General features: G+C 37.7%; 18 protein-coding genes. 4 read left to right on the top strand and 14 right to left on the bottom strand.

Annotation, left to right across the window (positions count from 1 at the left end; translation table 11 throughout):
- Nucleotides 1-27: 27 nt before the first annotated feature.
- From accB to pdxA, 5 genes are all read right to left on the bottom strand, one after another.
- Nucleotides 28-519, bottom strand: coding sequence for an acetyl-CoA carboxylase biotin carboxyl carrier protein (gene accB, locus IWB64_RS06490; RefSeq protein ID WP_194533230.1), 492 nt, complete (start codon nucleotides 517-519; stop codon nucleotides 28-30).
- 33 nt (nucleotides 520-552) lie between these two features.
- Entirely contained in the window at nucleotides 553-1,545 is a 993-nt protein-coding gene (locus IWB64_RS06485) for a beta-ketoacyl-ACP synthase III (protein ID WP_194533229.1), read from the bottom strand.
- A gap of 179 nt (nucleotides 1,546-1,724) precedes the next feature.
- Nucleotides 1,725-1,922, bottom strand: a complete 198-nt coding sequence (rpmF, locus tag IWB64_RS06480) for a 50S ribosomal protein L32 (RefSeq protein WP_155595399.1) — start codon at nucleotides 1,920-1,922, stop codon at nucleotides 1,725-1,727.
- 7 nt (nucleotides 1,923-1,929) lie between these two features.
- Nucleotides 1,930-2,451: a YceD family protein gene (locus tag IWB64_RS06475; protein WP_194535828.1), complete on the bottom strand. Its 522-nt coding sequence runs from the start codon at nucleotides 2,449-2,451 to the stop codon at nucleotides 1,930-1,932.
- A 162-nt stretch (nucleotides 2,452-2,613) separates the two neighbouring features.
- The gene (gene pdxA, locus IWB64_RS06470) at nucleotides 2,614-3,660 is read right to left on the bottom strand and encodes a 4-hydroxythreonine-4-phosphate dehydrogenase PdxA (RefSeq protein WP_194533228.1); all 1,047 of its coding nucleotides are present in this window, start codon (nucleotides 3,658-3,660) and stop codon (nucleotides 2,614-2,616) included.
- 59 nt (nucleotides 3,661-3,719) lie between these two features.
- Between pdxA and IWB64_RS06465 the strand changes: the two genes are divergently transcribed.
- Nucleotides 3,720-4,316, top strand: coding sequence for a riboflavin synthase (locus tag IWB64_RS06465; protein ID WP_194533227.1), 597 nt, complete (start codon nucleotides 3,720-3,722; stop codon nucleotides 4,314-4,316).
- 1 nt (nucleotide 4,317) lies between these two features.
- On the opposite strand, the gene IWB64_RS06460 is transcribed toward IWB64_RS06465, so the two are convergent.
- Nucleotides 4,318-8,118 carry a transglutaminase domain-containing protein gene (locus IWB64_RS06460; RefSeq protein WP_194533226.1) on the bottom strand — a complete coding sequence of 1,267 codons (3,801 nt, stop codon included), beginning with the start codon at nucleotides 8,116-8,118 and terminating at the stop codon, nucleotides 4,318-4,320.
- A gap of 239 nt (nucleotides 8,119-8,357) precedes the next feature.
- Here IWB64_RS06460 and IWB64_RS06455 point away from each other — a divergent pair, with 239 nt between their 5' ends.
- On the top strand, nucleotides 8,358-8,774 hold the full coding sequence (locus IWB64_RS06455; RefSeq protein WP_194533225.1) for a hypothetical protein: 417 nt from the start codon (nucleotides 8,358-8,360) through the stop codon (nucleotides 8,772-8,774).
- A gap of 24 nt (nucleotides 8,775-8,798) precedes the next feature.
- Here the strand turns inward: IWB64_RS06455 and IWB64_RS06450 are convergent, their stop codons facing one another.
- Nucleotides 8,799-10,610, bottom strand: a complete 1,812-nt coding sequence (locus tag IWB64_RS06450; protein ID WP_194533224.1) for a sodium:solute symporter family protein — start codon at nucleotides 10,608-10,610, stop codon at nucleotides 8,799-8,801.
- A gap of 83 nt (nucleotides 10,611-10,693) precedes the next feature.
- On the opposite strand from IWB64_RS06450, the gene IWB64_RS06445 reads away from it, so the two are divergent.
- Both IWB64_RS06445 and IWB64_RS06440 read left to right on the top strand, forming a co-directional pair.
- Nucleotides 10,694-11,449 carry a sulfite exporter TauE/SafE family protein gene (locus IWB64_RS06445; RefSeq protein ID WP_194533223.1) on the top strand — a complete coding sequence of 252 codons (756 nt, stop codon included), beginning with the start codon at nucleotides 10,694-10,696 and terminating at the stop codon, nucleotides 11,447-11,449.
- 330 nt (nucleotides 11,450-11,779) lie between these two features.
- Nucleotides 11,780-14,344: a zinc-dependent metalloprotease gene (locus tag IWB64_RS06440; RefSeq protein ID WP_194533222.1), complete on the top strand. Its 2,565-nt coding sequence runs from the start codon at nucleotides 11,780-11,782 to the stop codon at nucleotides 14,342-14,344.
- Between the two features lie 4 nt (nucleotides 14,345-14,348).
- Here the strand turns inward: IWB64_RS06440 and IWB64_RS06435 are convergent, their stop codons facing one another.
- The 7 genes from IWB64_RS06435 to IWB64_RS06405 all read right to left on the bottom strand — a co-directional run bounded on the left by IWB64_RS06435 (nucleotide 14,349) and on the right by IWB64_RS06405 (nucleotide 25,194).
- The gene (locus IWB64_RS06435; RefSeq protein WP_194533221.1) at nucleotides 14,349-15,410 is read right to left on the bottom strand and encodes a mandelate racemase/muconate lactonizing enzyme family protein; all 1,062 of its coding nucleotides are present in this window, start codon (nucleotides 15,408-15,410) and stop codon (nucleotides 14,349-14,351) included.
- Nucleotides 15,407-16,480, bottom strand: coding sequence for a DUF1611 domain-containing protein (locus IWB64_RS06430; RefSeq protein WP_194533220.1), 1,074 nt, complete (start codon nucleotides 16,478-16,480; stop codon nucleotides 15,407-15,409). The genes IWB64_RS06435 and IWB64_RS06430 overlap by 4 nt, the downstream gene beginning before the upstream one ends.
- 11 nt (nucleotides 16,481-16,491) lie before the next feature.
- A complete protein-coding gene (locus IWB64_RS06425; protein WP_194533219.1) occupies nucleotides 16,492-17,553 on the bottom strand; it encodes a pyridoxal-phosphate dependent enzyme in 1,062 nt (353 codons plus the stop codon).
- Nucleotides 17,554-17,645: 92 nt separating this feature from the next.
- Nucleotides 17,646-18,686 carry a Kelch repeat-containing protein gene (locus IWB64_RS06420; protein ID WP_194533218.1) on the bottom strand — a complete coding sequence of 347 codons (1,041 nt, stop codon included), beginning with the start codon at nucleotides 18,684-18,686 and terminating at the stop codon, nucleotides 17,646-17,648.
- Nucleotides 18,687-18,725: 39 nt separating this feature from the next.
- Nucleotides 18,726-20,165 (bottom strand): rubredoxin, encoded by a 1,440-nt coding sequence (locus tag IWB64_RS06415; RefSeq protein WP_194533217.1) that lies wholly within the window; start codon nucleotides 20,163-20,165, stop codon nucleotides 18,726-18,728.
- A gap of 12 nt (nucleotides 20,166-20,177) precedes the next feature.
- Complete coding sequence (locus IWB64_RS06410; protein ID WP_194533216.1) at nucleotides 20,178-23,708, bottom strand: nitrate reductase; 3,531 nt, start codon at nucleotides 23,706-23,708, stop codon at nucleotides 20,178-20,180.
- Nucleotides 23,709-23,850: 142 nt separating this feature from the next.
- Nucleotides 23,851-25,194, bottom strand: coding sequence for an alpha-amylase family glycosyl hydrolase (locus tag IWB64_RS06405; RefSeq protein WP_194533215.1), 1,344 nt, complete (start codon nucleotides 25,192-25,194; stop codon nucleotides 23,851-23,853).
- Between the last annotated feature and the right edge of the window lie 45 nt (nucleotides 25,195-25,239).

Here is a 25,239-nt window from a genome sequence, read left to right as displayed (position 1 = left end):
AACTCATTTGGGATTCAGAATTTATATTTATGATGGATCTACCAAAAATAAAGGCTGATCAAACTCTACTGGAGAAGAATCTTCTACCAAAACCTTTACGATTTTACCAGAAACTTCAGATTCAATATCGTTAAAAAGTTTCATCGCTTCAATAACACAAAGCACATCTCCTTTTCCGATAGTACTACCCACCTCAACGAAAACGCTCTTATCCGGTGATGGCTTTCTATAAAAAGTACCGATTATAGGTGATTTGATAGTAATATACTTGGAATCTTCTTCTTTATCAGATTTTGCCGCGTCTCCTGAAGCTGCTTCAATATTTTGAACGGGAGCTTGTTGAGAGGGCATCATTTGAGCTTGCGGCATAGGGATTTGCTGCACGTAGGTTGTTTCGTTTCCAGAATCTGCAGTACCTGTTTTAATGGTGATTTTTAAATCCTCCATTTCCAACTTTACTTCACTGGCACCTGATTTTGCTACAAACTTGATCAGGCTTTGAATTTCTTTAATATCCATGGAATGTTATTTATTTTAGTGATCGGTATTTATTTAATAAGCCCATTTTAGGTAAATGGAACCCCAGGTGAAACCTCCGCCAAAAGCGGCAAAGACAAGGTTATCCCCTTTTTTAAATTTACTCTCAAAGTCGGCCAATAACAACGGTAAGGTGGCCGATGTAGTGTTACCGTATCTTTCTATGTTCATTAGAACCTTAGAATTGTCGAGTCCCATTCTATTGGCTGTCGCATCTATGATCCTTTTATTAGCTTGATGCGGAACCAACCAAGAGACATCTGTATGTTCTAAATTGTTACGCTTCATTATTCTTTCGGCTACATCTGCCATGTTAGAAACTGCAAATTTGAACACTGTTTTACCTTCTTGGTAAATAAAGTGTTTTCTATTTTTGACTGTTTCTTCTGTTGCTGGCATTAATGAACCTCCAGCATCCATACCTAAGAATTGTCTTCCTGTGCCATCTGATCTTAGATATTCATCTTGCAATCCTAAACCTTCTTCATTTGGCTCAAACAATGCCGCACCAGCACCATCACCAAATATAATACATGTAGTACGATCTGTATAATCTATTATTGAAGACATCTTATCTGCCCCGATCAATAAAACTTTTTTATACCTGCCAGATTCTATATAACTCGCAGCAGTAGACATACCGAACAAAAAGCTGGAACACGCTGCCAAAAGATCATAGGCAAATGCATTTACCGCTCCAATTTCTGATGCTACAAAAGCAGCAGTAGACGCAACCATGCTATCTGGAGTTGCAGTGGCAATGATTACCAAATCAATTTCCTTTGGATCAATATCTTTCTTTTGAATAAGGTCTTCCGCAGCCTTGATAGCCAGATATGAAGTACCTTCTCCTTCTTCGGGTTTCAATACCCTTCTTTCTTTAATTCCTGTTCTAGAAACAATCCATTCATCATTGGTATCCACCATCTCTTCCAACATATTGTTGGTCATGACAAATTTTGGAACATATCCTCCTACAGCCGTAATTGCTGCTGTTGTTTTACTCATCTTAAAGTCGATTTGATATCAGAAACCCTCAAAAATGCATCAAAATTGGTGAAAAATAATCAATTTTAACCAATTTTTGGTTTAAAACTATACGTTTTTGAGATTTGAGTACTAGAAATAAAAAACTCCCGTCATTAAATACGGGAGTAGTTTATTCATTAATAAGATAACCGTAACGTTTATGCTTCGGCTTCTTCAGTCTTATCGATCAAAATTTGACCTTTATAATACAATTTTCCTTCATGCCAATGTGCTCTGTGGAACAAATGGATTTCACCAGTAGTTGGGTCAGTAGCTAAAGTTGGTGCTACCGCTTTGTAATGTGTTCTTCTTTTGTCCCTTCTGGTTCTCGATATTTTTCTCTTAGGATGTGCCATTTAAAACTTATTTATCCGTTAACAGTTTCTTTAATTCGTCCCATCTGGGATCACTTTCTTTTTTCTTTTCCTTAGGTTGCAATTCTTCAAGCTTTTTTAATGCTTCCGATTGCAATGTACCATCTAATACCCCTGGGTGAATTCTTTTTTGCGGTACGGCCAACACTAACATTTCGTATACGTATTGTGCAATATTGACCTGATGTTCTCTATGGGGTATAATCAGAATCTCATCATCATCATCATTAAACTCATCCCCAAACTTGACTACGAGCTCCAAATCTGCCTCAATAGGCTGATCAAATGGTTCGTTGGTCAGGTCGCAATTTACATTAACCGTGCCTTGGGCTTTCATCTCTAACTCGAGCATTGTGCTCGTTTTATTCAAAACTACATACAACTTAATGTCTGCTGCATTGAACTCATCATACCCAAAAGATTCAAAGAACGGGTTATCAATCGTATACTCAAATTCGTGTTTTCCTTGTCCTAATCCAGAGAAAGGAATGTTAAACTCCTTTTGCTTCATCATTTCAACACTATTTTTATACACCGCCAGATTAAAGGCGGGTGCAAAGATACTATTATTTAATAAACTTACAACCCTTTTTTAATTGGAATTCAATAAGTTCGCCTATCTTATAGACCTTTTCTTGAAATTAAAGGGGCTCGCTAATAAAAAAACATGCCTTTAGCGTCTAATTCGCTGCTTCTGTAAAGGGTTTTCAGTAAGTTCCATATACTCTTTTCGATTCTTAAAAATATGCAATGCCATAAAGACTGCTTCTTTAAAAGAACTAGGGTCTGCCTTACCTTTTCCTGCAATTTCATAAGCTGTTCCATGATCAGGAGAGGTTCTCACTTTAGATAAACCTGCCGTAAAATTCACTCCTTTACCAAATGACAATGTTTTGAACGGTATAAGGCCTTGGTCATGATAGGCCGCTAAAATGGCATCAAAATTTTTGTAAGCATCAGAACCAAAGAAACTATCTGCGGAATAAGGGCCGAAAACCAAATGTCCTGCATCTGACATTTCTTTAATCACAGGTTTCAAAACCTCATCATCTTCTTTGCCAATTATACCGTTGTCTCCGCTATGCGGATTAATACCCAACATAGCCACTTTTGGAGCGCGTATACCAAAATCCATCTGTAAAGACTTCTCTATGGTACGGACTTTATTTCTAATCAATATTGCGTTTATAGTTGCCGGAGCATCTTTTACTGCAACGTGATCGGTTAGTAAACCTACTTTAAGGTCATCCGTTACCATGAACATCAAACTTTCGCCTTCTAGTTCTTGAGCTAAAAAATCTGTATGGCCTGGGAATTTAAAATCTTCGGCTTGAATATTATTCTTATTTATAGGCGCTGTAACCAAGGCATCTATAGTGCCATTCTTTAGCGCTTCAACAGCTGCACGTAAAGACTTAATGGCAAATTTTCCACCTTCTTCCGTAGCTTCTCCAAAATTTATTCTAGGAACTTCCTTCCAAACATTTACCACATTTATCTTACCATCTACCGCTTTAGAAGCATCAGTAATACCGTGATAATTAATGTCTAGGCCCAACTCTTTTTTCTGAAATGAAATAGTTTTGTTGGATGCGAATATGACGGGCGTGCAAAAATCCAGCATGCGGGCATCTTCAAAGGTCTTGAGGACTACCTCACAACCTATTCCGTTCAAATCGCCTATTGAAATACCCAATTTAATTTTTCCTTCTTCCTGCATCTTATTCTTTACCTTTGCCTAATAATATAGGGTACAAAACTACTTAAATTTAACGGAACATGTTTACGGGCATTATTGAAACTTTGGGCGAAATACAACAATTGGATAAAGATGGTAGCAACCTTCATATTACGGTGAAGTCTCCGTTGACGTCAGAACTTAAAATTGATCAGAGCGTTGCGCACAATGGCGTCTGCCTTACCGTGGTTTCTTTGGATGAAAACACCTATACCGTAACTGCTATTGACGAAACTTTGCAAAAAACCAATCTAGATGAATTAAAAGTGGGTGAAAAAGTAAACTTGGAACGCGCCATGATTCTTGGTTCTCGCTTAGACGGCCATATCGTTCAGGGCCATGTAGATCAAACCGGAACCTGCAAGGCCGTTGAAGAAAAAGACGGTAGCTGGTTCTTTACTTTTGAATATGATGCCGGAACAGGGAACCCTACTATTGAGAAGGGCTCTATTACAATTGACGGTACAAGCCTTACTGTAGTGAATTCAGCAAAGAACAGTTTTAGCGTTGCCATTATTCCTTACACTTACGAACACACACGCTTTAACTCATACAAGGTAGGTACAGTTGTAAACCTTGAGTTTGATGTTATTGGCAAGTATGTAGCAAAGTTGATGTCTTATCAGAACAACGCTTAGATTATTTTTTACCTGAAAAACTAACCTTGGTTTCCTTTTTGTTTTTCTTAAAACCAATGAGTTGTTGCTTAGCATCTAAAGCCGCTTTTACGTAGGCCTTAAAGTCTTTGTAATCACTTGCGGCAATACGCTCTTTTGAGGTTTTAGCTTCTATAGTAATGTGTAGCTCGCTTTCTTTTGCCAACTCATAATCTATTTTAAAATGGTGTTTTTGAAAACTGTAATCCGCACTTTCTGGGATTTCAACAAAACGCTCATCATCTTTTAATTTGATTACGTAGCTAGATTTATAAACATCTGCATTTTCGTAAAGCAAATAGTCAATTGGGAAAGCACGCTCATCATCTTGAATAATTGAAGTATTGTAAGCATTATTCACAGCTGGAATGCGAAACACCTTCATACTCCCAATTTCATCTAACTTTTCGTTTACCGTTAAATTTGATGTGTATTTTAGAACGGGCGAACGAAGTTCATATTTAATATTATGTATGCTGTCAAAAGTAAAATCTTCTGTAATTCTACTTTTGAAATCATCCGTAATACTCTTTTTTACTACCTCATAATTGTCCTCTTTAAAAATAGCCGCATAGTGAGAATTAATACTTCCTCTTAAAGCAGATTCTATTTTTAACTGATGAGAACCATCACCTATTACATACTCCATATTACTCTCCAGCACCGTGGTCGTATGATCAATGTCCTTTAATTTGTAAATCCCTTTTTTAACGTCTTTCAACCATTTATTAGGGATATCCAAAGCCGTGGCACTCTCTAAACTAGTGGGTACTGACTTATAGGGCATGTTATTATCCGTAAGCTCTAAATACTGAGGTTTGCCATCAATAAAGACTTTGGCAATACAGTGATTAAAATCTTGACTAGGCAATACCATTGTACTTTCTCCATAATCTGAAGTAAGCACCAAAACCAAATGCGATTTTAAACCGGCCATTTGAGCCAGCGTGACATACAACGTTGAGAAATCCTTACAGTCGCCCAACTTAGATTTTATAGTTTTTGAAGGTCTTTGCGGAACAAAACCACTTTGTCTAAAACCAACATGGCTGTAGCTAAAGTTCTCCATAATATAATAGTAGATCTTAGATGCCTTTTCGTCTTCTGAGAATCCATCACTTCCTGAAGGGAAAATTGTTTTAAACGCTTCTTGAACATCAGAATTCATGACAATCTGGGGGCGCACCAAATCTGAATACCAATTGGCAATCTCATCCCAAGAACTTATTGTACTTACATGTACATAGCTAGCTACATCACTAAGACTTGGCATATAATTTTCCTCAGGTGTTAATTCTTTCTGGTCAATGGTTTCCCACTCATGATAAACATAATCATCTATATTTCGTTTTTGGTAAGTTACTTCCCCATTAAGGGTTTTAGCAGTAAACTTTTTACCCTTTGGCACCAAAATCTTTAACGTATTTTTATGGATAGGGTGAAAAGAATCAAACTGAAAATAATCTACATGATCTTTATAAAACCTTCCGCTATTGGCGTAGCTACTTTCATAATCTACATAAATGATATCCCCTATCTCTAGATTATTAAAAACAATACTAGAACCATTTTTTGAGGCCGGAACTATCTTTTTGTTGGGCTTAATGATTTCAGATTTGGTAATGTGATAGTTACCACTAAGACCTAGGTTTACTTCTTTTAAAGATTCTATACCACTATCACTAGTAATTTCAACGACGTAACGTGTCTGAGATTTTCCGCCACCTTCTGGATACAGCTGAAGCAAACTTTCATCTAACAAATAATTATAACCATAATTACCTATTACACCTTTGTCTCTATTTTTGGCCATGAACTCATATATGTCCGGCGTCGCTACTTCTTCAAAATAATTTTTGCCATTAGAGAGATCATCTATTTTCTTTCGTAAAGAAGTATTTGCCCCGTTATGTTTCAATGATTTTTTATACCAACCCAAAGCTTCTTTTTTCTTCCCAGATTGCTCAAGAGCAGTTCCTTTTAATTCCATCGCAACAAAAGAATACGGGAAATTTTTGAGCATTTGGTCTATGTAGGTCAGAGACTCTTCATAATTCTTGTATTCATGTTGATAGGCTATGTAATCCGATAAGTAGATGTTATCATGATCCACCAAATTGTATCGTTTTTCAAAAAGAGCCAAAGCTTCTTTTTTTCTATCTTGTTTATTGTAGAATCCGGCAAGCGACTTTAATGCGCCGTAATCAAAATAAGTATCATCAATCTCTTCCAGTATTTTTATGGCCTTGTCATCTTCATTCAAATAAGCCGAATAAATATTGAGATAAACCTTTAAAACACTAAGTTGATCTTTATAGTCTTCAGTAATTGTCTTTAACGTTTCTTTTACTGCAGACTTGTCTTCTTGCCTGATATTAAGTAATAATTGAGCCGATTTTTTCAAGATATCCATATCTGTCGAAGCTGCAAATTCTTCTACAAATTCTTCAAATTCTGGTAAAGGCAGTTTAAACAGTTCCCGCGAATCTTCAAAGCGATAGATGTACGATAAATAATATTTCTCGTCATCGCTTTCTATATTCTTCTGTAACTCTTTTGCAGAGGTATAATCCTTTTCTTTTGTGTAACATTCTATAAGATATTTCCTTAAGAACGAGCTTTCAGGATATGCATCTACCCAAGGTTGCAATGTTTCCTTGGCCTCATTAAATTTTGAATTCCTTAAATAGGCACTTACCAAACATACCGTATTGAAAAAATTGTTAGGATTTTGCTTTAACTTGTTCTGGAAAAAATCTTCTACCGAATGCGGAAGTTCTTTAGGAGCAATAGCTTCTATTGAACTTTTTTTATAGGCACTTGGAGCTGCATTATATTTTAGATCGTTGAAAACATTACCTTCTTCGTCCGTAATTCTAACAATGAAATAAGAAATTCCACTTTGATCGGCACTTTTAACCAAGAGACGGTTGTTGCCAGAAGGAAGGTTTACTAAAACATTATAGGCATCCATATCTGTTATACCATCATTAGTGTTCTCGTAAATCAAAACATCATTTAACCACACTCTGGCAAAAGATGAACTTCCTAAGCGCACCACAGCTTTTTTAGCCGTTGGGTTTGTAATAAAAGTCTGAGCATAATTTACACCGCCACCATACTCCGAGTGGTTAGAATAATATTGGTATGCATCTTTCTCGCGACCTCTTTGGTCATACCAATTAACGAATCCGTTACTGTTGGCATTAAAATCTGTTGTAGACGTCACATTCTTTTCAGGAGCATATTCCGTAGCCAAACCACTACCGTTTAAATTTTCGAAACTTCCGCAAAATTGCCATGCTTTAATAGCTGGTATAGCATTATTCAGTTGGTCATACGTTCCCCAATCATCTGAATGCTGGGCTACGGCAGATTTCAAATACCGAAGCGATTCCTTTACACTCGCATTTTTAATCCGGTCTAATGGTATATCATTTATATTACTAATATTTTTTCTATTAAAACCCGTGCTGAGATAAGAATCAAAAAAGAAACTCTGGTTCCACAAGGCATACAAATAGTACTCAAAATCTGGCTGAGAAATTACATTCTCAATAAACCCATCTGCAGCGGTAAATTTACCGTTCTCGTTGGCTATGATTTCATTAGTTAATATATCTGGTAAACTACCCTTGTTCTTTTTTTGGAATTTAACTTGGGCTTCTTGACGTTGATTCTTTAGGAGAAGCTGCCAATAAGAGTCAATTTTCTTATTTTCTTGTGCTTGGGAACAAGTTGCAGAAAAGACAAAGGCCACTAGTAGAAGACGGTAAAATCTCATGCGCAGGTAGGTTAATTAAGGTTTGGATAATTAATAACGCAAGTTTTCTCTAAATGGTATGCCTGGTTTCATGCCACATAAAAAATCCAGTATATCCAATACTTTCCTTTGTTGAAATTAAAGACCACACAACGAATTTATACAATAAGCCAAAGTAACAGGCGTTGATTCATAAGGTGTTAGAGAGTAGCACCTTCCCAAATCAGGAGACCCCAAATCCTCCTAAAAAAAATAGAATTATGAAAAAGCGCATTGTATACCTACTTTGCAGTGTTGTTCTGGTAATATCAGCAAGCTGTTCAAAAGACAAAGAAGAAGTTAGTCTTGTAAACGGAGAAGCCAAAATTTCTAATGATACTGGAATCTCCTTTGCAAATTCCACAGGGTTTTCAGCAGACTACGTGACTTTTAAACTTAGACATGGTACTGGAGCAGAAAAAGAATATGGTCAAAGCCTAAAAACCTATAGCTTAACAACATTGGAACAAGGACCTCGCACCATTTATCAAGTAGAAGCATTTAACGATGGTGAACAAGTTTCATTCAAATCGTTTACTTATAATGATGATGGTAGCAAAAATGAGGTTAAATCAACTTCAATTATCGAAATAAAAGCGAATGAAGTTCTACAGATTGTTTTAGAAGATGCAGAATAATTGACCTCTTCTTTGCACACCGTACTATAAAATATTTTCTTTCATTTTGTTCCATGCCCGTATTAGCAGAAAGGCAGCTATTACGGCTATTCCCGTAAGTAATAGTGCTGCTTCTGTTCTACCGTATATCCAATAACCTGTTGCGAACATAATGGTGTAGATAAGAATACACCCAAGAAGCATTGCGGTGATACCTTGCGGCACACTCCATTTTTCGTTGTCTTTAGTTATTTTTTGTCCGTCTGCATTGGCATCCATCACCACTTTTGCCCAACCTGGACCACCAGGTTGAATTCGCGTATAAAAAGAGCGAAGGGTCTCTTTAGATTCTGGTTGTGTCATAAATGTCGCCGACAACCATATGGCAGTTGTAACCAATACTACAAAAGGATACTCCATCCAATCTGGAAAAACTCCCGTTGTTTCAGCAAAAAGAAATGCACCCAAAGAAGTAGTTTTTAATAATATCGATATAATTCCTGAAGCGAACATAGCGGTAATTTCACTCCATGCGTTAATTCGCCACCAAAACCATCTCAATATAAAAATGAGTCCGGTACCCGCTCCAAAGGTCAATAGTATATCAAATATCTGAAGCGCATTTTCAAGCGCTAAGGCCAGTCCCGCACTTAAGATCATAAGCACTACCGTAGAAATTCTACCTACGGCTACCATTTGCTTTTCTGTAGCATTAGGGTTTACCTGTTGCTTGTAAAAATCAAATACAATATAAGATGAGCCCCAATTTAACTGGGTTGAAATGGTACTCATGTAAGCAGCAATTAAAGAAGCAAGAACCACACCTAAAAGCCCACTTGGTAATTTGGTCAACATGGCAGAATATGCCAAATCATGACCTAATTTATCCTCTGCAATATGCGGAAAAGCTTCATGAATACTTGCAACATCTGGATATACTACCAATGAAGCCAAAGCCACTAAAATCCATGGCCAAGGTCTAAGTGCGTAGTGCATAATATTAAAGAAGAAAGTGGCACCAATAGCATGGTTTTCATCTTTTGCAGCCAACATTCTTTGTGCAATATAACCTCCACCACCTGGTTCTGCCCCTGGATACCAAGAACTCCACCATTGTACCGCTAGCGGAATAATAAAGAGGGTAATCAGTGCTTTCTTATTGCTAAAATCAGGTAGAATATTCAGTTTGTCCGTTACATTTTCATTTGCCATCAACGCCTCTATACCACCTACTTCTGGAATATTCACCAAATAATATGCAGCTCCAATAGCACCTGCCATAGCAACAAAGAACAAAACAAAATCAGTATAAACAACACCCTTAAAACCTCCAAGCGCACTAAACGTAACAGTTATTAGACCAGCGCCAACAACAGTTTCCCACGGCTCAAGACCTAACATGATACCACCAATCTTTATAGCTGCCAAGGTTACGGAAGCCATCGTAATAATATTGAATAATGCTCCTAAATAAATGGCACGAAATTTTCTCAAAAAACTAGCAGGCGCACCTCCGTAACGCATTTCATAAAACTCTAAATCCGTATTTACGTTAGATTTACGCCAAAGTTTAGCATATACAAAAACGGTCAAAAGACCAGTAATTAAAAAGGCCCACCAAACCCAGTTACCGGATACACCGTTTGTTCTAACAATATCAGTAACTAAATTGGGCGTATCGGTAGAAAACGTTGTCGCTACCATTGAAAGTCCAAGCAACCACCAAGGCATGGTTCTACCAGAAAGAAAAAACTCAGATGAATTCTTTCCAGATTTTTTGGAGACATAAAACCCAATACCTAAAACAATAGAGAAAAAAACAATGATAAAACTGTAGTCTAAAGTAGATAACTCCATTAATAATAAAGGGTTTTAGGTGAATCGCTAAAGATATTGTTTTTTTAGGATACTTTTGCCCTTTATAAACCAAACCTATTCTCGTGTTTTTAACTACCACTTTTGATATTACACTTACCGCTTGGGCCCTTGCATTTACAGCCGCAACCGTTATCGGACTCTCAAAGGCTGGTATTAAAGGAATTGCGATTGTTAATGTGACACTTATGGCCCTTGCCTTTACGGCAAAAGCATCTACTGGCATAGTAGTTCCACTACTGGTTGTAGGCGATATTTTTGCTGTAATTTATTATAATAGGCACGCCAATTGGGCACATATTTTGAAATTTTTACCTTGGATTCTGGTGGGCATTGTCTGTGGTGTCTTTATTGGAAACGATTTGGATGAAGGTCTTTTTAAGATTGCCATGGCCATGATAATCTTGGTAAGTGTGGTCATGATGTACTGGTGGGACAGAAGAAAATCACAAGCCGTGCCCACGCATTGGCTCTTTGCAGGCCTAGTAGGAACTATTGCAGGTATTACTACCATGATAGGTAATTTAGGTGGTGCATTCAGTAACATTTACTTCTTAGCCATGCGCGTCCCAAAAAACGAATTTATAGGTACTGCCGCTTGGTTATTCCTTATAATCAATGTACTTAAATTACCCTTACACATTTTTGTTTGGGAGACCATAACCGTTGAAACCCTTTTATTTGATTTGAAGTTGGTACCCGGTATTATTTTAGGGGTTTTCTTAGGTATACGTCTAGTGAAAATTATTAAAGAGGATTTTTATCGAAAAATGATTTTGGTATTAACAGCCTTGGGTGCCGTAATGATTCTAATACGATAGAAGATTTAAAGATTGCCGTTTCATCCAGTCACCAAAACAGTTCTCTTTGTTGTTTTTCAATTTTAAAATTGACATCCACCTAACAGAATTGTATATTAAACTCGTCTTTTTTATTGAGATTGCCGTATATAACTAGGGTTGTAGCCGCAGGCTTGTTAAAGCCAATGCAATTTTCTGTTAAAAGCGAATAAGACTCAACCACAACCATACTAAAGTAAGAACTGACACGTTCGCTACTTATACGAAGACCCATCACGGGCACATTTTAAGGGGCGAATACCGACTACTACCTGTAATCCCAAATTATAGGAGCGGTAAATTTTTATATCAATGAAACAACTTTTTACATACATAGGGTTGCTACTGTTGGCTGTATCTTGCAGCACCATTGGCGTGGCTAGAAAATCAAACAAAAAAGGTAAAGTAGAAAGCCTAGCGGCAACAGGTGCTAAAGCTTACGACCGTTTAATTACTAGTGAGGCCATATCTAAAACAGGGCTCTTTGATGTTCATAAAGTAGGAGATAAGTATTATTTTGAAATACCTGATAGTCTTTTCAACCGAGAGATGCTTGTGGTGACAAGATTTATAAAAACACCGTCTGGAGGCGGAAACTATGGTGGAGAAAAAATTTCAGAAAATACTATAACCTTCGAAAAAGGCCCTTCAAATAATATTTTCCTTCGTATTGCCACATTAGTAAGTGCAGCGAGCGAAGACGATGCCATTTCAAAAGCGGTAAATAATTCTAACATCACTCCTATTCTTGAAGCTTTTACTATTAAAGCTACCAATGATGACAAGCAATCTCATGTAATAGATGTAACGGATTTCATAAATGGTGAAAATCCTCTATTAGCACTTAACGGAGACAAAAAAGACGACTACAAACTGACTTCCCTTGAAAAAGATAAGTCCTATATAAAGGAAATAAATTCGTTTCCATTAAATACCGAAATAAAGACCGTTAAAACCTATAAGGCCAAATCTGGATTAGACAAAAGAAAAGAGCTTCCAGCAGCGATTCTTGCAGGAGTAGTTACTTTAGAAATCAACAATTCCTTTATTCTACTTCCAAAAGTTCCTATGAGAAAAAGGCTGTACGATGACCGTGTAGGTTATTTTGCAAGCTCATATTTAGAATATGGTGATGATCAACAACAAGTAGATCGCAACACGTATATTCACAGATGGCGATTAGAACCTAAAGCTGAAGATTCCTTAAAATGGAAACAAGGCGAGTTGGTAGAACCAAAAAACCCTATTGTCTATTATATTGATCCTGCTACACCTAAAAAGTGGAGACCTTTTCTTATACAAGGAATAAACGATTGGCAAGTGGCTTTTGAACAGGCCGGATTTAAAAATGCCATTATAGGTAAGCCTTGGCCAGAAAATGATAAAAGCATGAGTCTTGAAGATTCGCGTTTTTCAGTTCTGCGCTATTTTGCTTCACCTTCAAAAAATGCTTACGGACCCAATATTGTAGACCCCAGGAGTGGCGAAATATTAGAAAGTCATATTGGATGGTATCATAATCTTATGAGCTTATTACACAGCTGGTATATGGTTCAGGCCGGTGCTGTTGACGAACGTGCTAGAAAAATGGAGTACGATACGGAACTTATGGGAAACCTCATCCGTTTTGTGGCCTCTCATGAAGTTGGTCATACGTTAGGACTCAGACATAATATGGGAGCTAGTTCTGCAACTCCTGTAGAAAAATTACGTGATGCAGCATTTCTAAAAAAGAACGGACATACAAGTTCAATCATGGACTATGCTCGTTTTAATTATGTGGCACAACCAGAAGACAGTATTCCTGTAGAAGATTTAATGCCGCGCATAGGCGATTACGACAAATGGGCTATTCAATGGGGGTATTCTAGATTTGCAGATGATTTGTCTATTAAGGACGAAAAAGACCTTTTAAGCCAAATGGTAGTAGACAGTGTTTCATCCAATCCAAGGCTTTGGTTTGGTGGTGAGGGCCGTGATTTTGACCCTAGGTCTCAGACCGAAGATTTAGGTGATGATGCCATGCAGGCTAGTATGTACGGCATTCTAAACTTACAACGAATTGCGCCGTTCTTGAAAAAATGGACACAAGAGAAAAGTAGCGATAATTATGCTAATCTGGATCAAATTTACAAGGATCTTGTTGGGCAGTATAGTGATTACATTTTTCACGTCTCCAAAAATATTGCAGGTATTTATGTTACTCCAAAAACCATGGGAGAAGAAGGTGAAGTGTACCGCCCTGTGGAAAAACAAAAGCAAAAGCAGGCATTGGTCTTCTTGAATAATTATATCTTCAAAGAGCCTAAATGGTTGTTACGAAACGATATACTAAATGCCATACAATCTCCGCAATCAAAAGAATCCGTTACGAAGACTATGGAAAGTATTATGCTCAATCTTTTAGGCGGAAGTCGTTTAAGTAGAATGACATTTATTGCCGAACGTTACGAAGACGAAGACCCTTATCTTCCTCAAGATTATATGGATGATTTGAACCAGTTGGTTTGGGGTGATATGAATGTTTTCTACCAAACGAACGCCTATCGAAGAAAATTACAGAAATCATATGTCTCTAACCTAATTACCCTCTACAAACCCGACGAAGCAGAAGGGATGGTAGAAGGTATTTTAGCTAAACTTTCTGAAGGCTATACGTCCAATACAGATGTTCGTTCTTTAGCATTAGATAACCTTATAAACCTTCAAGGTAAAATTAAGAGAACAATTCCCGTAATGACGGACAGGCTAACTATTGCCCATTTAAATTACCTGAAAAGAGAAATAGAATCGGTAGTTGGTGAGACAAAAGATGTTGATCCTCTGTTTATTCCTTTCCGAAGAGATATCTCTATTCAAGAGAGTGAAGAAAACTAGTTTATTACAAACTTATTTTTCCTAATCCGGGAGCATCCGATGGGTATAGTACACCCTTTTCTAAATTGAACAAACCTTTAAAAGGGTCATCCACAACATCTAAATGCCCATCTAAATCAGCATACCGGATGTTGGGTCTGGAGAGTGCAAAATGCAGTCCTGCAGAAATACCCAAAGCACATTCATCATTGCAACCCACCATAGTTTCAATACCTGCTGATTTCGCTACGGAGTTGATATGCATCCCTTCAAAAATACCACCAACTTTCATCAGCTTAATATTCACCATATCTACCCGTTCATTTTGGGCAAGTCTAAAAACATCAGTAAGAGTTTTTAAACTTTCATCAGCCATTAACGGTATGTCTATCTGATCCATAATTTGACCCAAGCGTTCTTCCTTTTCCTGTTTCGTAGGCTGCTCAAAAATTTCAATTCCAATTTGGCTTGTTGCCTTTACAAACGCAACAGAATCAACTACTGAGTATCCTTGGTTTCCATCGAATCGAAAAGTAACTTCAGGAAATTTTTCATGGAGCAACGTCATTTTTTCGATATCATCAGCTAAGCTATGTCCGCCTTTAACTTTAAGGATAGAAAAACCCTGCTGAACAAAATCTTTTGCTTGCGCCAATGTTTCATCCAACGATAAAATACCAATCGTTATACTTGTGGCAATGCTCTTACGATAACCACCTAAGAACTTATAAAGCGGCACATCTGCCTTTTTGGACATTAAATCGTAAAGCGCCATATCTACCATGGCCAAGGAAGACGATTTTCTGCCTAAAAGCTTTTTAAGTTCCATTAAGATAAAGGCATATGTAAAAGGATCCTTACCTTTTAGGTAGGGAATGATAAGTGCTTTTAGAGCCATCTCTACCTCTTTAGGGTGTTCTCCCGTAACTATCTTGTCCGGAGCTGAACACCCGTAACCTACAATGGTGCTATCTGTCTCAATTTTAAGTATAAAATTTACCGTATTATCTATCGTTTCATAAGCGATAGTGTAAGGCTCTGAGAGTTTTAAATCTAGCCTTTCATAAGACACATTGGTTATTTTCATTGAATTTTTTCCTTTAATAATGCCACTAGTTCTTTTGCTCCATACTTTAAAACATCAAAAGCAGGGAGTTTTGTTTCTAGGGTAATTTGTTTGCACGCCTCTAGAATCTCATCTTCTTCCATATCTTCATGGTTTACAGTAATGGCTATTACCTTTTTACCAGAAATAACTTCAATAGCATTTATCTGCTCTGCTAGAGAATGCATTTTATAGCCTGGAAATCCATCATATTCCAATCGTTTTGGGGCATGTTGCAATATGACATAATCAGGTCTTCCGGCTGCCAAAATCTCAAAACCACCTGGGTAAGCAGGGTTCATAAGACTGCCCTGACCTTCAATAACGATAACATCAGGGTCTTCATTTTTATATGCACTTACAACGGCATGTTCAATCTCACCCGAAACAAAATCGTTGATGCAACTATCCATAACCATACTATATTTTGCACCTTGCATCCAAGCAGTTTGCCCGGTACCTATCATCTCCGCTTTTTGACCTGCATCTCTTAAACCATGAACTAAAAGCCATGCTGTTGTACGTTTGCCAAGTGCAGAATCTGTACCCAAAACAGCCAATTTAAGACAATCTACTTTTTCTATTTCTCCTGTAAAAAAATGGAGTTTATCCCTGTCCGGTGTTTTACGTACATCACGAATGCGACAGTTATTTTTGGTAGCTATTGCCATCAATGCAGTATCGTTGGTCAAAAAGTCATGTAGTCCGCTATCAACATTCCAACCCATTTCCAAAGCTTTGGAAATAGTAGCTTTTGCTTCTTGTGGCAATCGACCACCATCAGGTGCTAAACCAATAACAAGTGATTCAGGAGTGTTACCCGAAGCTTTTAAGGTTTCAACACCCTGATCTATAGTTGCAAAAACCGGAATTCCACTAGGTTTCCCATCAAGTACTTCACCTGCATCCCTACCGGCATAATTAGCATCTATCACTCCTACAATATCGTAACGTTCCGTAAAACGAACCAAGCCGTGTGCGGTTTTCCCATTAGGTGTATTGAAAGCTCCATCGCAATAAACTAGAGCCTTTCCATCAATTGATTTTTTCATTCTCTTAAATATTAATTTTTTGCTGTCAGTACCGCTACAAAACGGTCTGGTTCAAAATTCATTTTTTCATCAAGTTCTAGCAACGCAATAAGTCCTGCAGTAGATGCCGGCAAAATGCGAAAGCCTTCTTTCTTTGCTAATAAGGCCGTCATGTCTTTCAGCTTTTTATCACTGATATTATATGCCTCACCACCAGACTCTTTTAAAGCGTACAAAGCCTCTTCGCCATCAAAACTATGCCAGTTAATTAGAGGTTCATTGTACTTGGTTTCTTTGATTACATCCGGATTCAAATCTTTACAATGGTCTAAACCTTGCAAGAACGATTGAATAATAGGATTTTTTCTAGAGGAAGACGCTGCAATCATTTTTGGTATTCTAGAGGTTTTCCCTCTCTTGTACAGACTAACAAACCCACGATAAATTCCCGCGAAAAGCGTACCATTGGAAACCGGAACTGCGCAATACTTAGGTGCATCTCCTAAATCTTCGAAAATCTCTGTTGCAATCTGGGAGTACGCACTAATCTGTAAAGGGGTGTTCGCTCCTCCAGGATTAGCATCATACCAATCGTTATTTTTTGCGAGTTCGCTACTTTCCTTTACAACATCTTCATAACTACCGGACATACGAATAATCTCTGCGCCCAGCAGTTGCATCTCAACAACACGGTCTGTATGGAAGCTTTCAGGAATATATATTTTACAGGCTATTCCCGCCAAATTTGCTGCCAAGGCAACAGCAACCCCATAATTGCCGCAAGTAGCCAAAGAAACCACTTGAAACTCTCTTCGGAGTGCATCGTAGATTTGTGCAAAAGCAATACGATCCTTTTGCGTACCAGTAGGGTTATCACCTTCATACTTTATATAAAGCTGGCGAATATCAAATTCGCGCTCCATGGTTTTGGCACGGTGTAGTCCCGTATCTCCCACCTCAAGATTTATAATATCTTCATACGACTCCAAGCGGTCCACCAAGGATTTACTTTTGTCCTTGACAAATTCGCTTAATTTTTTAGTCTCGGAAGACACCTTGTTTTCTGCGGTTTTAACACCGTCTCTTAAATCCATTTGTATAATTTGATATGGGGAAATTCCCTATCAAATGTAATATGTTTTTCATCACGATTTAAAAAATAATTTTAAAATTATTGGTCTGAAAATCAATCTTCTACACCAAATTTTTCCATAGTAGTCAGTTCAGGTGAACCTCCTCTACTTCCACATCCAGAAGCTATATACAAATCATCTTCAAAAAGCACCAGACCACTACCGTGTCTGCCCTCTACCATAGTAGGAAGCGTATGCCATTTATGTGTGTTTAAATCCAAAACCTCAACTTCAGCATGTGCTTTTTCCTGCGTTGTAGATTCACCCCCAACAACTATCAATTCATTATTATAAAGTGCAGCCGCATTACCTGCTCTTGGAGTTGGAATATTTTCTGGTAAAGTCTCCCAAGTATTACTTTTTATATCATACACATCAACCTCTCCTATGGTTCCCCCAAAAACAGAATCAGGATCAAGACCCGAATTTCTACCCGCTGGGGCGTAAATTTTACCATCTGCTAAAACCGCTTGAAAATGGTCTCTTGCACGAGGGGCATCTGCCAAAATTTCCCACTCGCCCGTACTTGGATCGTAACTATCCATCCATTTTTTATGGTCTCCTATATGACCATTTTTTATTCCGCAAGAAATGTAGATTTTACCCTCGTAAAGCACATTCCCTGTAGAACCACGTCTTCTCTCTTTTGGGATTTCATCTCCTTGCGACCATTCATCATTGGCAGGGTCATAAATAAAGATATGTTCCGTTGGAGTTTCAGCAGGGTATTTACCCGTCAATGCCGAAATAAGGTATATTTTATTCTGATAAGTTACAGGTTGAAAATGATGCAATTCAATAGGCGGCTTAGCACCTTCTGACCAAACTTTAGTATTGGTATCATAAATACTAACAGGGCGAATGTCCCTTCCTCCCAATAAATAGAATTTATCATCTACGCGAACAAATGCAGCTTCATGACGAGCCACAGGTTTACTATCATCTGCGGACGCAACTTGCTCCCATTTCAATGTTGGTTTTTGAATGGTTATCTCGTCTACCGGATTTTCAACTTTCGTTTTTTTGTCAGGATTGTTCTTGCAAGCCGTGAATAGTAAAATACAACTTAACAGGCCAATATACTTTTTGTTCATTTGGAATAATATTTAAGTACTATCCAAATTTAGCAAAAATCAGCTCGAAAATTTTAGTTCGGCTTTTTCAAATTGAGATTTAGGAGCTTCACAGACCGAGCAAACATACATATCGGGCAAATCTTCAAAAGCAGTATCTTTTGGAATACCAGCTATTGAATCGCCATATAAAGGGTCATAAACGGTAAAACATGATTGACATTGATGAATAGTCTTTGTCTCTTGCTCAATTGCCTTTTTAGGCGCTTCAGTTTTTTCTACCTCTCTCCCTAGTTGGTCAAAATACTTTTTACTGAGTTCCATTAACAAACCTGGCAACTCAATCTTATCCACATCTTGTGCGTATGCTAAATATTTTTGGGTGTTAGGGTCGAAGTTTACAAAGTGAAGTACGTTATACGTAGGGCGGACATCAAAATCTTTTACAATTGTAGGCGAACTATTCTTCTCTATAATTACCGATGCAAAATGAGATCGCTTGCCCACATCATTACTTATACCAAATGTAAGGCCGTAGGTACTAATATCATTCTGATCAAAACTACGTACCAAGAACTTTTTTAGTTCTAAAGCCTCATTATCATCTACCGGCAGGTGCCAGTTCATTTCTAATTGCGAATGTCTAACGTTAATTCCCCATTGCCCTAAAAAGCGCTCCAATGCTGGCCTACTCTGCTTTTGAATACCTTTTACAACAAATGATTTCCAAGGTGTAATACAGATTTTACCTATACTGTTATCTAAACAAAAACCACAGAATTCTTTTAAGAACGACAAATCATATCTATTGTTTCTCCAATACAGACCTAGCCAGTATTGATCTAATCCCATACGGTTCATACCTTCGTAATAAGGGAAAGTTAAATAAGGTACTTTTAGCTCCTTTTCTATGGTCTTGTTGTTGGTATCAAGATTCTTGTTCAAGATAAAAAACAGTTCTTCTACATCTTGAATTTCCTCATAAATTTCTTCAATGGCCTTAGAAACAGTAGTAATATCCCAACTGTAAATCAGTACAGGATAATACGCGGCTTTATCCCAATGTGGTAACTTAATGTTCAAGTACCAATAATCTTCATTTTCAGAAGCTATAAAATTAAGGTTGCCACTAAATAGCGGAACCAACCTTTGTTTAGGGTCTGTGATATTTACCTTTAATTCTGGCAGAAAATCAAATCCCTCCAAAATATAGAGATATGTAGAACCTTTAAGCCAGTGGGTCATATCAAAAATATCAGCAGCAACATAGGAGCTTACAATATTCTGATACTGCCTTTCGGTAATGATATTAGTGTTGAATTTTGAAATATGCTCAAGCTGACCTTCTTCAACCCCTTTTAAAGGGAAAAGCAGATCTTGTCTGGAACCAAAGTAGACTTCATTCAATCCCGCGGCCTCCAACAAGCCTATAATATCCTTGAGTTCCCCTGGTGAGGTAACTCCTCCTTTTATCAATATACGGTGCAGATCATCGTTCATAATCCCGATTTTTTAATTTGCTAATTGTAGTTGTTTGTTCATTATGGCCTTTACTTCTGGTTTACAGCTACCACAGCCTAATCCTGCTCCTGTTTCCGAACATAATGCGTTAAATTCAGAACAACCACCGGCTATAGCATCAATAATGTTGCCTTCACCCACTTGGCTGCAAGAACAGACCATTTTTCCTTTTAAAGGAACAGTGGTTGATGCCCCTCTAAGCAACTCGTTGCGCTTTTCTGATAATTCTATTTCTTCTTCTATCAGGCGTTTGAACTCGGCGAACTCATTCTTATCGCCCATCAATATCGCTCCTTTTAAAGTATCATCTTTAACGATACATTTTTTATAGAAGCGTTTGCTAACATCCATTAAAATAATCTCTTCATAACTACTATCTCCTGAAGGTGCATTCACCATACCGATACTACACAAGTCAAGATTTTCGAATTTTAGAATATTCATAAGTACAGAACCGTTATAAATACTACTATAATCTCCTAAAATATAATTTGCGGCAATATCTGCCTGTTGTTCCGCAGCCGATGTAATTCCGAAAAGCGAGTTGTTGAATTCTGCAATTTCACCCAAGGCGAAAACAGATGGATCATTGGTCTGTAAATATGAATTGACAATTACACCTCGTCTTGTATTTAAATCGGCTTTTTTTGCCAACTCAATATTTGGCCTTGTACCTATAGCGTAAACAATTGCATTACATTGAATGGTTCTTCCTGTTTTTAGGTTAACCAGTAATCTAAAAGGATTCTCTTTTTCCTCAAAAACAGTACTTACCTCACTATCAAAATAAAGGTTAATGTTTCTTTCGAAAACATCTTCTGCCAAAAGACGACTAGCAACACTATCTAACTGACGCTCCATAAGGCGCGGTGCCCTTTGTACAATACTAATATTGATATCTATCTTTTTAAGCGCTGCGGCTAACTCCAACCCTAACAAACCACCACCAACAATAACTACATGTTGTTCGTTTGCTGGTAGTCCTGTTTTTTGCAGGTATTGCTTTAATTTATCGGCATCTCCTCGTTCTCGCATCGTAAAACGACCTGGCAGGTCTATCTGCACTTCACTAGGAACAAAAGCACGGCTACCCGTAGCCATGATAAGCAAATCATATGAATGAATCAATCCTGCACTATCCGTTACTTGTTTCATGGAAGTATTTACATCTGAAATACCTATACCGGAATGCAACGTAACATTCATTTTTTGCAGTTCCCCCTTTTTTAGTTTCTCCAAGGCCTCCCATGAAAGCTCATCACTTACATATTCTGGTAACAAAACACGGTTGTAAAAAGGGTCTTTTTCTTTAGAGAAAACATGTAACTCGTCTTTTTTATTTTTTTCCCGATAAGATTGTATAAAACGATACGCAGCGGCACCCGCTCCTATAACTATAATTTTTTGAGCTGGTTTTACAAACTTCTCTACCTGAACAGCACAGTATTTGAAATCCGGTTCTTTAGAAATAGGATCAATCAAATCACTGGTAAGGTTGTTTGCCCTACCAAAATCATTATTCAATACTTTACCCCAATGCATAGGAAGAAAAACTACACGCTCACGAATATCAAAATTAATTTTCACCTTAACCTGTACTTCACCCCTTCTGCTCTTAATAACCGCAATATCCCCTTCTTTTAACTTCCGTAGAAAAGCATCTACTTTGTTCATTTCTAGGTACGGTTGCGGAACATGGGTAAGCAAACGCTTTACTTTTCCTGTTTTTGTTCTGGTATGCCATTGATCTCTTACCCTTCCTGTATTCAATATTAAAGGAAAATCAATATCTGTTTCTTCTGATTTGTTGTAAAGACTCTTTGGCGCATTAAAATGTGCCTTATTATCATTAGTAGGAAAGTTGAGATCCGTAAACAAACGTGGTGTACCCGGATGCGTTTTATGAGGAACCGGCCATTGGAAACTCCCCTCATTTTTAAGGCGTTCGTGCGATAGACCTGTAATATCTATATTGGTACCCTTTGTTAAAAGGCAATGTTCATCATAAACTTCAGCGGCATTTTTATAATCAAAACCTTCATAGCCCATAGCTTGAGCAAAACGCCAAAGAATTTCTACATCTGGCAAAGCCTCTCCTGGGGCATCAATAACCTTAGGTAAATAACTAATTCTTCTTTCAGAATTGGTCATGGTGCCATCTTTCTCTAACCACCCTGCAGCTGGCAATACTAAATCGGCAAACTTAGTAGTTTCGGAATTATGGCTAATATCTTGAACTACAACAAATGCAGCATTCTTTAAAGCTTTTTCGATCTTATTGGCATTTGGCATACTCACCACGGGATTCGTACAAATAACCCATATAGCTTTCATTTTTCCACTTTCCAGAGCATTGAACATTTCTGTTGCGGTATAGCCCGGTTCGGAATTAATTTCTTTTCCTCCCCAAAAATCGGAGACTTCTTTTCTATGTTGCGGATTACCCAAATCTTTATGCGCTGCCAAAAGGTTTGCCATACCACCCACTTCACGACCACCCATAGCATTAGGCTGACCGGTTAATGAAAACGGGCCACAACCAGGTTTACCTATTTGCCCGGTTAATAAAGAAATATTTAATAAGGCTACGTTTTTAGAAACCCCTATCACACTTTGGTTGAGGCCCATTGTCCACATGCTAATAAACTTATTAGCATCGCCAATATACTGTGCTGCCTTACGGATATCTGCAACTGGCACTCCACATTTTTCGGCTGCTTGGCGTAGAGAAAGTGTAAAAGCGCTTTCTTTACAAGCATTAAAATTAGAAGTATGTTTTTTAATAAAACTCTTATCTATCTTTTTCTTTTCAATGAGCCATCTAGCTATGGCATTGAAAAGAATAACATCCGTTCCCGGAAGGATTTGTAAATGCAAATCTGCAGACGCACAAGTCTGCGTTATTCTTGGATCTACTACTATTATTTTTACATTAGGATTATCTTCTTTATGTTGTTCTAGACGTCTGTAAAGAATAGGATGACACCAAGCAGGATTTGCTCCTGCAATCAAAAAACAATCGGCCAATTCAATATCTTCATATGAAATGGGAACTGAATCTTCACCCAGTGTTTTTTTATAACCCACCACAGCAGAACTCATGCATAGACGACTATTCGTATCCACATTATTAGTTCCAATGAAACCCTTGGTTATTTTGTTCACCAGATAATATTCCTCCGTAAGGCATTGTCCAGATACGTAGAAACCAACACTGTCCGGTCCATGCTTGGCAATGATACTTTTAAAAACGGCAGCAGCACGTTCAAAAGCCGTATCCCAAGTTACTTTTTCCAACGGATGGTTTCTACTCCATCTCATTTGTGGATGCATGATGCGGTCGCTGGTGTCTTGCGCTACGTAATTAAGATTTCTTCCTTTAGAGCATAACATACCTTTATTGGAAGGGTAGTCCGGATCACCATCTACCTCAATCTTACCTTTGCTGTCTACATCCACCAGTATACCACAGCCTACGCCACAGTATGAACAAACAGTCTTATGTGTTTTCTTTTTCAACATTGCTTTTCCTTTTTGATGCAAAACATCAAAATTAGATACAGCAAGTTATAAAATTACGTATATATACGTAGTGTTTTTTTCGTAATAGTTTGAGGTTATAATCCCACATCAACAAAAAAAGTGCCTTTTCACTACTTTTCGATCAATGGCTCAAGATACGTCCCCAGCATGGCGGAACTTCTATAGAAAGAGCTGTTTTATTGGATATTGAGGTATATCCGGCGTTCAGAAGGTCCGTATAAACTCCTAAGGGCAGTCCTTTCAAATCAATATTTACCTTAGCTACTTTTGTTGATGCATTTACTATTACAACAATGGTCTTATACGTATTTTTTCTAAAGAAGGCCAATTGTTCATTGGTAACCAACAACGTCTCATAAGATCCATTTACAAGGACTTTACAATTCTTTTGAACTTCTATGAATTGTTTTATGGCATCTAACAGCTTTGGATGCTTTGCCTGCCTCCCTAAGTCATTAAGCTTTACCCGTGGACGTAACAAATCATCGCTATGGGCTGTTTTCTTTCCTTCAAATCCCCACTCACCTCCGTAGTAAATAGCTGGTATTCCTGGCAACGTAAATAGTAGAAGGTATAATGGAAATAAATGCTCTGGTTTCTTCAAAGTACTGGCGGCACGGTTAACATCATGATTGTCCACAAAAGAATAGAGCGCTAGGTTCTTATAAACTCCTTTGGGACCGAACTCCCGTTCCACCGTTTCGGAAATTTTACCGAAATCCTTCAAATTAAAACTTTCATAAATAGGAGTGTGGTAATCATAATTGGTAACGGAATCTAACATGGTGGAATTTACCCACCGATTATAATCGCCATGAACTACTTCTCCCATTAACCAAAACTCCGGGTTTTCCTTTTTACAAAAGAGTGCAAGTTCTTTCATAAAATCAAAATCTAACACATCTGCAGTGTCCAAACGTAGCCCATCTATTTTATAAATAGCTATCCACTTTTTAACCGCACCGAAAAGATAATCACAGACCTCCTTATTTCTAAGGTTAAGTTTTACCAGTTGATAATAGCCTGCCCATGTATCATAAGTAAATGAATCCTTCAGCGGGCTTTTCTTCTTAAAATTTACATTTGAAAACCAATCAATATATTTTGAGTTCTTTCCGAATTTCTGAAGATCTCTAAAAGCGAAGAAATCCCTGCCCACATGATTAAAAACACCATCCAGAACCACTTTTACACCCATTCTGTGAGCTTTATCAACCAAAGCGATTAACGAAGTGTCGTCACCCAATCTACGGTCTATTTTATAATAATCTACAGTGTCGTACCCGTGGGTTGATGATTCAAACACCGGGCCTACATAAAGCGCGTTGCACCCTAAGTCTACCATGTGCTCTAACCAACCATTAAGTTCTGACAACCTATCAACCGGAGTAGAAACTAAATCATTGGTTTTTTCAGCACCCAAAAGTCCTAAAGGATAGATATGGTAAAAAATAGCGTGTTTCATGTACAGAAATAGTACCGACTTAGTTAATCATAAAGTAAAGATGAA

The organism is Zobellia nedashkovskayae (genome assembly GCF_015330125.1).
Classification (GTDB): Bacteria; Bacteroidota; Bacteroidia; order Flavobacteriales; family Flavobacteriaceae; genus Zobellia; species Zobellia nedashkovskayae.
The sequence above is the reverse complement of the archived record's forward strand: the minus strand, read 5'-3'. Positions and strand labels throughout refer to the sequence as shown.